Source organism: Testudinibacter sp. P17/SS/0325, assembly GCF_053570765.1.
Map to the genome: position 1 here is coordinate 1516065 of NZ_CM131635.1, position 12139 is coordinate 1528203.

General features: G+C 46.0%; 8 protein-coding genes. 5 read left to right on the forward strand and 3 right to left on the reverse strand.

Annotated features, from left to right (window positions below; translation table 11 throughout):
- Nucleotides 1-71 precede the first annotated feature (71 nt).
- Both pmbA and hpt read left to right on the forward strand, forming a co-directional pair.
- A complete protein-coding gene (gene pmbA, locus ACWA50_RS07210; protein WP_431051144.1) occupies nucleotides 72-1421 on the forward strand; it encodes a metalloprotease PmbA in 1350 nt (449 codons plus the stop codon).
- Between the two features lie 309 nt (nucleotides 1422-1730).
- Nucleotides 1731-2273 carry a hypoxanthine phosphoribosyltransferase gene (gene hpt, locus ACWA50_RS07215; protein ID WP_431051146.1) on the forward strand — a complete coding sequence of 181 codons (543 nt, stop codon included), beginning with the start codon at nucleotides 1731-1733 and terminating at the stop codon, nucleotides 2271-2273.
- A gap of 89 nt (nucleotides 2274-2362) precedes the next feature.
- Here the strand turns inward: hpt and rimO are convergent, their stop codons facing one another.
- The 3 genes from rimO to ACWA50_RS07230 form a co-directional block, all read right to left on the reverse strand.
- Complete coding sequence (gene rimO, locus ACWA50_RS07220; protein WP_431051147.1) at nucleotides 2363-3700, reverse strand: 30S ribosomal protein S12 methylthiotransferase RimO; 1338 nt, start codon at nucleotides 3698-3700, stop codon at nucleotides 2363-2365.
- Nucleotides 3701-3811: 111 nt separating this feature from the next.
- Nucleotides 3812-4492, reverse strand: coding sequence for a hypothetical protein (locus ACWA50_RS07225; RefSeq protein ID WP_431051149.1), 681 nt, complete (start codon nucleotides 4490-4492; stop codon nucleotides 3812-3814).
- A 1-nt stretch (nucleotide 4493) separates the two neighbouring features.
- On the reverse strand, nucleotides 4494-5165 hold the full coding sequence (locus ACWA50_RS07230; RefSeq protein WP_431051151.1) for a LuxR C-terminal-related transcriptional regulator: 672 nt from the start codon (nucleotides 5163-5165) through the stop codon (nucleotides 4494-4496).
- 948 nt (nucleotides 5166-6113) lie between these two features.
- Here ACWA50_RS07230 and ACWA50_RS07235 point away from each other — a divergent pair.
- The 3 genes from ACWA50_RS07235 to aceF all read left to right on the forward strand — a co-directional run bounded on the left by ACWA50_RS07235 (nucleotide 6114) and on the right by aceF (nucleotide 12041).
- Nucleotides 6114-7088: a YadA C-terminal domain-containing protein gene (locus ACWA50_RS07235; RefSeq protein ID WP_431051153.1), complete on the forward strand. Its 975-nt coding sequence runs from the start codon at nucleotides 6114-6116 to the stop codon at nucleotides 7086-7088.
- A gap of 384 nt (nucleotides 7089-7472) precedes the next feature.
- Nucleotides 7473-10136: a pyruvate dehydrogenase (acetyl-transferring), homodimeric type gene (gene aceE, locus ACWA50_RS07240; protein ID WP_431051154.1), complete on the forward strand. Its 2664-nt coding sequence runs from the start codon at nucleotides 7473-7475 to the stop codon at nucleotides 10134-10136.
- A 24-nt stretch (nucleotides 10137-10160) separates the two neighbouring features.
- A complete protein-coding gene (gene aceF, locus ACWA50_RS07245) occupies nucleotides 10161-12041 on the forward strand; it encodes a pyruvate dehydrogenase complex dihydrolipoyllysine-residue acetyltransferase (protein ID WP_431051156.1) in 1881 nt (626 codons plus the stop codon).
- Nucleotides 12042-12139: the final 98 nt, after the last annotated feature.

Sequence of the window (12139 nt, forward strand, 5' to 3'; positions counted from 1 at the left end):
TTAGCGTTGGCAAAAAAGCGGCAAAATAGGCTAGAATGTGGCTTAACTAAAATGCATGAGATAACAACAAGATGACAAGGCAAACTCAGGATTTATTAAAATTACAGCAGCAGGATTTATTGGCGGCGGCGGAATTGGCATTAAAGTTGGCGGCGCAAGCAGGTGCTGCGGCGCAAGTTGGGGCAACCAAAAGTACCGGGCTGTCGGTTTCGACCCGTTTAGAGCAAGTGGAAAATATTGAATTTAATAATGACGGCGCATTAGGCATTTCCGTTTATTTGGGGGAGCGCAAGGGCAATGCGTCAACCTCGGATCTTTCGCCGCAAGCGGTGCAAAGTGCGGTCGAAGCGGCGTTGAGTATTGCCAAATACACCTCGGAAGATCCCTATAACGGTTTGCCTGAAAAGGAATTACTGGCATTCAATCCGCCGGATCTGGATCTGTATCATCCGGCAGAGATCAGCGTCGATCAGGCGGTGGAATTGGCATTGGCAGCCGAGCAAACCGCACTGGCAGCCGACGCGCGCATTGTAAACAGTGAGGGCGCGAGTTTTAATGCCCACAGCGGCATTCGGGTGTATGGTAACAGCTACGGCGTGCTGAACAGCTATCTTTCCAGCCGTTATTCTTTGTCTTGTAGCGTGATTGGCGCAGCGGAGCAACAGATGGAACGGGAATACGAATACACCGTTTCGCGCCGTTTTCAAGGGTTGGAGTCGCCGGAGTGGGTGGGGGAACAGTGTGCACAAAAAACCGTGGCGCGTTTATCGGCACAAAAATTAGCCACCCAAACCGCACCGGTGATTTTTCTGAATGATGTGGCGACCGGTTTGGTCGGCAGCTTGGTCGGGGCGGCGAGCGGCAGTAGCATTTATCGTAAATCCAGTTTTTTGCTGGATAAACTCGGTTGCCAAATTTTGCCGACTTGGTTTGAGATCAGCGAACAACCGCACTTACGCGGGCGTTTGGCGTCGTCGCCGTTTGACAGCGAAGGGGTGAAAACCGAAAATCGGCAAATTGTCGAACAGGGCATTTTGCAGACCTATTTATTAACCACTTACAGCGCAAAAAAATTAGGCTTGCAAAGCACCGGACACGCTGGCGGTATTCACAATTGGTTGGTGAAAGCCAACGTGAACGGTGGCTTGACCGCACTTTTAAAGCAAATGGGAACCGGCTTGTTGGTCACCGATTTAATGGGGCAAGGGGTGAATTTAGTCACCGGCGACTATTCGCGCGGCGCAGCCGGTTTCTGGGTGGAAAACGGTGAAATCCAATATCCGGTGCATGAAATCACCATTGCCGGACAGTTGCAAACGATGTTGGCGAATATCGTGGCGGTGGCGGACGATGTCGAGCACCGCTCGAATATTCAAACCGGTTCGATTTTATTGGACGAGATGAAAATCTCGGGGAACTGAATTATTTTATCATAAATAAGAATAATTATCATTGACAAGATTATCGAGTCTGTTATGATGATTGCCAGTTGCAGGAGTGCAACCAAGTCCGCAAAGATTGTGAAAGCAGTCGAGCAGATGTAGAGTAAAAAGTAAATTCGTTAGGGTCATCGGCTGGAGCTTGCTCCAGCCTTTGTTTTTTGGCTGGCATAGGCGAGAGGCTGAAAATCCTTTTTTATCTGAATCGTTTTTTAAGTCATGCGCGATTATGTTATGATGGCGCGGTTTAAATGGATAAAGTCAAATATAGCTTGGATAAAGGTCGCTTTAATGAAAAAACATTATGTTGAAACGTTAATTCCAACGGCAGAAATTGCCTCACGCATACAGGAACTGGGCGCAGAAATCAGCCGTTTCTATCAACACCAAAATGCGGAAAAAATCGTGGTGGTCGGGTTGTTGAAAGGGTCGTTTATGTTTATGGCGGATTTAGTGCGCAGCATTGATTTGCCGACCGAAATTGACTTTATGACCACCACCAGTTATGGCTCGGGGATGTATTCCAACCATGACGTGAAAATTTCCAAAGATTTGGACGGCGATATCAAAGATAAGCACGTGTTAATCGTAGAAGATATTATCGACACCGGCTACACCTTAGACAAAGTACGCAAAATTTTATTACTGCGCGAACCGGCTTCGATCACGATTTGCACCTTATTGGATAAACCGTCACGACGCGAGGTGGAAGTGCCGGTCGATTGGGTTGGTTTTGCCATTCCGGATGAATTTGTGGTCGGTTTCGGCATTGATTATGCACAACAATACCGGAATTTGGGGTATATCGGTAAAGTGGTGTTGCAACAAGAATAAAGATAAATTTTCGTTCTCGCCTCTCTCCGTCATGCGGACATCTCCCTCCGCGCACGGAGGGAGAAAAAGAGAACCAAGTGCGGTTTGGGTTACCCGACAATCTCACCCCATAAATCATATTCATCGGCATTGTGGATTTTGGCTTGTACAATGTCACCGACTTTGACCGCACTTTGTGTTGGGTTCTCTAAATAAACCAAGCCGTCGATTTCCGGCGCGTCTGCCATTGAGCGCCCTATAATGCCTTGTTCGTCGATTTCGTCGATAATTACGGCTAACGTTTTGCCGATTTTTTGTTGCAGCCGTTGTGCGGAGATTTGCTGCTGCAACTGCATGAAACGGTGGAAACGTTCTTCTTTCACCTCTTCCGGCACTTGATCCGCCATCTCGGTGGCAGGTGCGCCGTCAACCGGGCTGAATTTGAAACAGCCGACGCGATCCAGTTGCGCTTCTTGCAAAAAGTCTAATAACAGTTGGAAATCTTGTTCGGTTTCGCCCGGGAAGCCGACGATAAAAGTCGAACGCAGGGTCAATTCCGGGCAAATATCGCGCCAGTTTTTGATCCGCTCTAAAGTGCGGTCAATCGAGCCGGGGCGTTTCATCGCTTTCAGAATTTTCGGGCTGGCGTGTTGCAGCGGAATATCCAAATAGGGCAGAATTTTGCCTTCCGCCATCAGCGGAATCAGTTTATCCACGTGCGGATAGGGATACACATAGTGCAAGCGCACCCAAATATTCAGTTTTGCCAGTTGCTCACACAACGATAGCAGATCGTTGCGGATCGGCATACCGTTCCAGAACGCGATATTGTTTTTGTCTTTTTTAGTTTTGTCTAAGGTGTAAGCCGAGGTATCTTGCGACACCACCAACAGCTCTTTCACTCCGGCATCGGCGAGGCGTTTGGCTTCGTCCAACACATTGCCAATCGGGCGGCTGTCGAGATCGCCGCGCATTGACGGAATAATGCAGAACGTACAACGGTGATCACAACCTTCGGAAATTTTCAGATAGGCATAGTGCTTCGGCGTCAGTTTCACCCCTTGTTTCGGCACCAGATTGACAAACGGGTTGTATTCCGGTTTCGGCACATATTTATGTACTTGTTTCAGCACGGTTTCATAGCTGTGCGGACCACTGACTTCCAACACTTTTGGGTGCACTTCGCGGATCTGATCTTCTTTCGCGCCCAAACAGCCGGTGACGATCACCTTGCCGTTTTCCGCCAAGGCTTCGCCGATCGCTTCCAACGACTCTTGCACCGCGCTGTCGATAAAGCCGCAGGTGTTGACGATTACCAAATCGGCGTTGTCATAGCTCGGCACGATGTTATAACCATCGGTGCGCAGTTCGGTCAGAATACGTTCGGAATCGACCAGGTTTTTCGGACAGCCGAGGCTTAAAAAACCAATATTCGGGGGGTGGATCATAATCTTCTCAATATTTCAAAATAGAACAAGTACGGACAAACCGCACTTTGCTGTTTGTCCGCGATAAAAATTGCGCTGATTGTATAGAATTTAGGATTAAAAGGCTAGTTGTCAGTGCCGGGATGAAGAAAAAGGCAAGCGTCCGGCATAACGTCGATCGCTTAGCATGCGCAATAATACAATGGCAGTGAGTGAAATCGTTAAAAATAGTGAAATAAGTAAAATGAGTGACGGTTCATAATCGATAAAGCCTAAATATTTTAGGAATTCGATAGAACCAAGAAGCAGGCTTATGCTTAATACGATATTGAGCAATGCGACATATTTTGCCTTAGTGAAAAGGGTATTGATAATACTGCGAACAAATAGAATAAATCCTAAATAAATCGTAATAGACAGAACGCTGCTAATAATCACATACGGTACTAAATATAATAATAGTAGGAAAATGGCGATAAAATAAAAACTATAGCGTTCTAATGGCGTGAACCGTTGCAAGGTGAAGTCGCGCAGAAAGAGATTAAAGACAAAAGTAAAGCTAATCAAAAAGGTAAGGCTTAATTTTGATGGCGGAATCCCATTATAAAATAAGGATAGATCAGGGGTTAACAAACTGTAAATAAACGTTAGCCAGGCGATTGCGGCTATGGCGCACCAAATAAAATATTTTTCCTTTGCGCTGATAAAATAACAACAGGCGCAGACGATAACCAGAATAAGCAAACTAATGACATTTATCTGGAAAAGATGATAATTGATACAAATACTCAAATTATTGGCGGTTGCAATCATACTATATCAATCCGATTTTACGTGCTTTACTGATCGCTTTAGTACGGTTACACACGGTGAGCTTGCGGTAAATATGGCGGATATGCGTTTCAATAGTATAGCGTGATAAATATAATTGATCGGCAATTTCCTGGTTGCTTAATCCGTTGGCGATGTGTTTCAAAATTTCATTTTCTCGCGTGGTCAGGCAGATATTATTGTTTTCTTCCTTAATTTGTTGGTCAAAATGAGTAAATTTATTGCAGAGTGGTAATAAATTGATTATATGTTTGGTGATAAACGGATCGATCACCACACCGCCTTGCAAAACATTGCGAATGGCGCTCAACAATTCAAAATCCTCCCTTTCTTTCAGAATATATGCCGTTACGCCGGCCTGTATCGCATTGATGATGGTCGTTTCACGATGACTTGAGGAAAGCACCAACATTGGCGGTTTATTATCTGAGGTGTTTAACGCATTGATGATACTTAACCCGTTTCCATCGGATAGATCCAAGTCGATAATCGCAAAAGCGATATTTGTTAAGTTAATGCCAATCGTGCTGCTAATGGATTCGGTAAAAATTAAATCGGATGATTTATACCCAAGATTTAACAGCAATGCATGCAATCGCTGTTGTATCTGTATGTCGCTTTCTACAATAAGCAGGGGAGCAAGTAAATTCAGCATAAGTTTTTCCTAACAACCTGTTTTTATTTTTAGTATTTTTAATAACTTAATCAAATGCGGGGCAAATGATGATAAAGGAAATGATTTCAAACATATAAAAAGAGCCGTGATAATATAGTAAATAACGCATTTTTACTATCACAAAAATTAGCTATATCCGTATTGTCTCTATATTTGTAACTTGCCGGTTTTCAGCAACTCCATTATTACCGTTACATAAATTTTACTTGCATTGTTTTTAATTTAATATTTGTGGGGTATTTAAAATCACAGGATTTTGTTATATGCGCTTGCTTGTAACTATGTTCTAATCAAATAATTATAATTCTCAATGTTGAGTGGGAAATGAAAGTTTTAATCGGCGTGATAGCCTTGCTAATTGTTGCCGTGCTGGCGGTTTTTATCCTCGGGGCGATTAAAGATAGCATTTTTATCCATTTTAATGGTAACCCATATGATGAATGATTGTGATGGATTTAATTAAAAAATCACTAGATTTCTTAAACGAAAATCACGGAGTCTAGTGATGTTTTTGAATATTGTTTTGTTGTCTAATGCTTGGCGGATATTTGTTTTTAATTTGAAAATAGATTTATCCGTTGGTTATTTCTATAAGCTTAATTAATAACGTGCGTAATTAATTTAATCGTAAAGGAACAATGCATTATGAAACATTTTAAAAAACTCACAATTTCCAGTTTGGTATTATCTGTGTTATCTGTAGGCGCTTATGCTGAAACAACTTTTAAGACTGATACGGAAACCGTTTCGGCTAATGAAATTATTATTACATCCGGTAATGAGGATAGTACCAGAGTTACACTTAGAAGTGATAATAAGACAGCTTATCTTGAAATTGAAGCGTCGACCCCGCCTCTTCGTTATACGACGAAAAACATTGGAGAATATCTCCGACAAGACCAATTCAATGCAACAGATGATGTGGTTTTGATTGGCTCAAAAGGGGTGACGAGCGCTGGCGTAACAATTCATAATGTTGCAGGCGGACAATTGGATAAAGATAGCAAACAAGCCGTCAATGGCGCTCAATTATTTGAGGTGAAAAAAGATTTGGCTGAAACGGAAGATCAACGAAAAACCATGGCAATTAACCTGAATGGCAATAACGTCAAAATCGGTAACCTGGAAGAACAAGCACAAAAACACAAGGGGCAGCTCACTCAATTGGAAAAACGCGCCGGCGAGGCCGACAGCAAATTCGAAGAAGTGCGCCGAGGTTTTGAAACGGTGAGTAACACTTTTGCAGCCAATGATAAGGCAATCAAAGAAGGTTTTACCCGCGTTGGCGAAGCAATCCGAGAGAACGAAGAAAAAACTCAGCAGGGCTTTGCGCGTGTCGGTGAAGTGATCCAAGCAAACGAAGAAAAAAACGAACAAGGCTTTGCGGCTGTGGGCAAACGGCTTGAAGCAACTGACAAAAAAGTTGAAGTGGTCACCAAAGCATTTGACGGTTTGAATAAAGCGCAGCAAGAGGCACAAAAAGAAAACGGCGAGAAATTTGTTGCTTTGGATAAACGTGTTGGTGCCGCCAATGTTGAATTAGGCAAAATATCTGCCTCACTAAACAAACAATTGGAGAATGCCACTGGACGTATCGGCGCTTTAGCCAACCAAGTCCAACACCATGATACGCAACTGAAATCCTTGGATAAAAAAGTATCGCAAGTGGACAGAAAAGCCCAACAAGGTATCGCGGCGGCATTGGCGGTGGCGGCAATTCCGCAAGCCGTGTTGCCAAATGAAAACGTGATCGCTTTCGCTGCCGGTAACTGGAGAAGTGCAAACGGGATGGCGATCGGTTTCTCTCATGCGTCCGGCAACGGCAAATGGTTGTTCAAAGTCGGTGCGGTTAATGCCGGCAATAATTATGGCGCCAATGCCGGTATCGGTTACAGATGGTAACACCGGTTTGCAACCGCACTTGATATTGTCACAGCCCGTTATTAAAGCAAATAACGGGCTTTTTTGTGTTTGTTAAACGGAGCGTTCGACGGCAACCTCCCGTTTTCCTCAACATAATTGAGTATTTTTATAAAAAAAGTTGAGTAATTGAGAGATATTTTTAAGGAAGGGATTAATATTTGCCTGATTTTGAGCTATATTAGATAAGATAATTTTTAGCATTTTTATTACAAATTCTTAAAGAAACAGGGTAAGTTTTAAAATTCCTTTGTTTTTAGCTAGTTAGTTTTTAGCGGCTTGGTTTTTTATCGCTTACTTGGCTTTGGGGGATTTGGCAGCAATGCCGATTCTCAATGTTTTTTCATCAACAAAAAGGAAATGACCATGTCCGAAACAGTTAAAAATGACGTGGATGCAGTTGAAACCAATGATTGGCTGTTGGCAATCGATTCTGTAATCCGTGAAGAGGGGGTTGAACGCGCCCAATTTATCATTGAACAAATCATGCAACGTGCCAGAGCCAACAGCGTTTCTCTGCCGAGCGGCGTGACCACCGACTATATCAATACGATTCCGACCAGTGAAGAACCTAACTATCCGGGCAATTTGGATTTAGAACGCCGTATCCGTGGCGCGATCCGTTGGAATGCGATGATGATGGTGTTGCGTGCGTCGAAAAAAGATTTGGAGCTGGGCGGGCACATGGCGTCTTTCCAATCGTCGGCAACCATTTATGAAGTCTGCTTTAACCATTTCTTCAAAGCGGCGACAGAGAAAAACGGCGGCGATTTGGTGTTCTTCCAAGGTCATATTTCTCCGGGGATTTATTCGCGTGCGTTCTTAGAAGGGCGTTTGACCGAAGAGCAACTGGATAATTTCCGCCAAGAAGTCCACGGTAAAGGCATTTCCTCTTATCCGCACCCGAAATTAATGCCGGAATTCTGGCAGTTCCCGACGGTTTCTATGGGCTTAGGGCCAATCAATGCGATTTACCAAGCGCGTTTCTTAAAATATTTGCACAACCGTGGTTTGAAAGATACTGCCGATCAAACCGTTTATGCCTTCTTAGGTGACGGTGAAATGGACGAAGTGGAATCACGCGGTGCGATCTCGTTTGCGGCACGGGAGAAACTGGATAACTTGGTGTTTGTGATCAACTGTAACCTGCAACGTTTGGATGGTCCGGTTACCGGCAACGGTAAAATTATCCAAGAATTGGAAGGTCTGTTCACCGGCGCAGGATGGGAAGTGATCAAAGTGATTTGGGGGCGTCGTTGGGATCGTCTGTTACAACGTGATACCTCCGGTAAATTACTGAAATTAATGATGGAAGTGGTTGACGGCGATTACCAAACCTTTAAATCAAAAGACGGTGCCTATGTGCGTAAATACTTCTTCGGCCGTTATCCGGAAACCGAAGCCTTGGTTGCCGATATGACTGATGATGAAATTTGGGCGCTGAACCGTGGCGGTCACGATCCGATTAAAGTGTTCGCCGCATTCAATAAAGCGAAAAAAGTCCAAGACAAACCGGTGGTATTGTTGGTGAAAACCATCAAAGGCTACGGCATGGGCGAAGCGGCGGAAGGTAAAAATATCGCGCACCAAGTGAAGAAAATGGATATGTCCGGTGTGCGTCATGTGCGTGACCAATTCTCTATCGAATTGAGCGATGAAGAAGTCGAAAAACTGCCGTATATCAAATTTGCCGAAGGCTCGGAAGAGTACAAATACCTGCACCAACACCGTCAAGCGTTGAACGGTTATTTGCCGAAGCGTTCGCCACGTTTCACAGTCGAGCTGCAAGTGCCTGAATTGGAAGAGTTCGCACAATTATTTGAAGCGCAAGCGCGTCCGATTTCAACCACCATGGCATTCGTGCGTTCATTAAACGTATTGTTGAAAAATAAATCCGTTGGCAAACACATTGTGCCGATTATTGCCGATGAAGCGCGTACTTTCGGGATGGAAGGCTTATTCCGTCAAATCGGGATCTACAATCCGCACGGTCAAAACTATACTCCGCAAGATCGCGAGCAAGTTTCTTACTACCGTGAAGCGATTGACGGGCAAGTGTTGCAAGAAGGGATCAACGAGCTGGGCGCAACCTCATCTTGGTTAGCCGCGGCAACTTCTTACAGCACCAACAATATGCCGATGATTCCGTTCTTCGTTTACTATTCGATGTTCGGTTTCCAACGTGTCGGTGACTTAATGTGGGCGGCGGGCGACCAACAAGCACGCGGCTTTATGATCGGCGGTACTTCCGGTCGTACTACGCTGAACGGCGAAGGTCTGCAACATGAAGACGGACACAGCCACATTCAGTCGCTGACTATTCCGAACTGTATCTCTTATGATCCGGCGTTCGCTTATGAAGTCGCCGTGATTATGCAAGACGGGGTGCGTCGTATGTACGGGCCTGAACAAGAGAACGTTTACTACTACATCACGACCCTGAACGAAACTTACGACCAACCGGCAATGCCGAAAGGCGCGGAAGAAGGCATCCGTAAAGGGATCTACAAATTTGAAACCGTCACCGGTCAAGGCAAAGGCAAAGTGCAATTGCTGGGTTCAGGCGCGATTTTACGCCATGTACGTGAAGCGGCGAAACTGTTGGCTGACGAATACGGCGTAACCTCCGATGTGTATAGCGTACCGTCATTTACCGAAGTGGCGCGTGAAGGTGCGGATGTTGATCGTTGGAATCTGTTGCACCCGACCGAAAAAGCACGCTTACCATACATTGCGCAAGTGATGAACGACGCGCCGGCAATTGCGGCAACCGATTACATGAAACTGTTCGCAGAACAAGTCCGTCCGTTTATTCCGGCACAAAGCTACCGCGTGTTGGGTACCGATGGTTTCGGACGTTCCGACAGCCGTGAAAACCTGCGTGAACACTTTGAAGTGAATGCACACTATGTCGTGGTTGCTGCGCTGAGCGAATTGGCGAAACAAGGTGTGGTTGAGGGCAAAGTCGTCGCTGACGCCATCAAGAAATATGGCATTGACGCAGAAAAAATGAATCCGCTGTATGCTTAATTGTCATTAGAGAAAGGAAAAATTATGTCTAAACAAATTCAAGTACCGGATATCGGTAGTGATGAAGTCACGGTAACCGAGATTATGGTCAGCGTTGGCGACAGCGTTGAAGTTGAGCAAAGTTTGATTAATGTTGAGGGCGACAAAGCCTCAATGGAAGTGCCGTCACCTGAAAAAGGGGTGGTCAAGGAAATTTTAGTTAAAGTCGGCGATAAGGTCTCTACGGGGTCGCCAATGATGGTGTTTGAAGATGCGGCGGCAGTTGCTGCACCTGAAGCCAAAGCGGAAGCGGCGCCTGTTGCCGCACCTGGGGCGGCAAGTGCGGTTGTCGATGTCGTTGTGCCGGATATCGGCAGTGATGAAGTTAACGTCACCGAAATTATGGTCGGCGTGGGCGACAGTGTCAGCGAAGAACAATCACTCTTGACCGTTGAAGGCGATAAAGCCTCAATGGAAGTGCCGGCGCCGTTTGCCGGCGTAGTGAAAGAAATTTTGGTTGTGGCGGGTGATAAAGTTTCAACCGGCTCTTTGATTATGCGCTTTGAAACCGCGGCAAGCGACGTGCCTGCCGTAGCCGAAAGTGCGGTTGCGGCTGCGCCTGTGGCGAGTTCAGCACCGTCAATCGTTGATGTCAATGTGCCTGATATCGGCGGTGATGAAGTTAACGTCACCGAAATCATGGTCAGCGTCGGCGATACTATTGCCGAAGAACAATCCTTGATTACCGTGGAAGGCGACAAAGCTTCGATGGAAGTACCGGCACCGTTCGCCGGTGTACTGAAAGAAATTTTGGTTAAAGCCGGTGATAAAGTCTCAACCGGTTCCTTGATTATGCGTTTTGAAGTTGCGGGTGCAGCCCCTGCACAAGCGGCAGCGCCTGCGGCGGCGCCGGCGAAAGCGGAAAGCGCCCCGGTGCCGGTAACAGCGCAAGCAGCGGCTTCTCAGCAAGATGTGACCGCAAGTGCGGTTTTTGCCCATGCAACGCCGGTGGTTCGCCGTTTGGCACGCGAATTCGGTGTCAACCTGGATAAAGTCAAAGGTAGCGGACGTAAAGGACGTATCCTGAAAGAAGACGTGCAGGCGTATGTCAAAAATGCCATCAAACTGGTTGAGTCCGGTTCGGTTGCGGCAGCAGCAGGTGCGGCGCCAGCGGGAGCCGGTTTGGGCTTGTTGCCTTGGCCGAAAGTGGATTTCAGCAAATTCGGCGAAACCGAAGAAGTGGAATTGGGCCGTATCCAAAAAATTTCCGGTGCCAACCTGCACCGCAACTGGGTGATGATTCCACACGTAACCCAATGGGACAAAGCGGATATCACCGATTTGGAAGCATTCCGCAAAGAGCAAAACGTGTTGGCTGAAAAACAAAAACTGGATGTGAAAATCACGCCGTTGGTGTTTATCATGAAAGCCGTTGCCAAAGCCCTGGAAGCTTATCCGCGCTTTAACAGCTCAATCTCCGAAGACGCCCAGCGTTTGACCCTGAAAAAATACATCAATATCGGCGTGGCGGTAGATACGCCGAACGGTTTGGTTGTCCCGGTATTTAAAGACGTAAACAAAAAAGGCATTATCGAATTGTCACGCGAATTAGCGGAAATCTCGAAAAAAGCCCGTGCAGGTAAACTGACCGCGTCTGATATGCAAGGCGGCTGTTTCACCATTTCCAGCTTGGGCGGTATCGGCGGCACGCACTTTACGCCAATCGTAAATGCACCGGAAGTGGCGATTTTGGGCGTATCTAAATCGGAAATGACGCCGGTTTGGAACGGTAAAGAGTTCACCCCTCGCTTGATGTTACCGTTGTCATTGTCTTATGACCACCGCGTGATTGACGGCGCAGACGGCGCGCGATTCGTCACCTTTATTAACGGCGTATTGTCCGATTTACGCCGCTTGGTGATGTAAGCACTATTTTCGCCTCTCTGCACAGCGGTAACGTAAGAGAGGCGTGATTGAATTCGTGTTAAAGTGCGGTTTGCGCACTCAACCAATAAAAGAGGTTA

Bases quoted from the DNA above. Each gene is read 5' to 3' on its own strand.
- pmbA (WP_431051144.1), top strand. From the start codon at position 72: ATGACAAGGCAAACTCAGGATTTATTAAAATTACAGCAGCAGGATTTA.
- hpt (WP_431051146.1), top strand. From the start codon at position 1,731: ATGAAAAAACATTATGTTGAAACGTTAATTCCAACGGCAGAAATTGCC.
- rimO (WP_431051147.1), bottom strand. From the start codon at position 3,700: ATGATCCACCCCCCGAATATTGGTTTTTTAAGCCTCGGCTGTCCGAAA.
- ACWA50_RS07225 (WP_431051149.1), bottom strand. From the start codon at position 4,492: ATGATTGCAACCGCCAATAATTTGAGTATTTGTATCAATTATCATCTT.
- ACWA50_RS07230 (WP_431051151.1), bottom strand. From the start codon at position 5,165: ATGCTGAATTTACTTGCTCCCCTGCTTATTGTAGAAAGCGACATACAG.
- aceE (WP_431051154.1), top strand. From the start codon at position 7,473: ATGTCCGAAACAGTTAAAAATGACGTGGATGCAGTTGAAACCAATGAT.
- aceF (WP_431051156.1), top strand. From the start codon at position 10,161: ATGTCTAAACAAATTCAAGTACCGGATATCGGTAGTGATGAAGTCACG.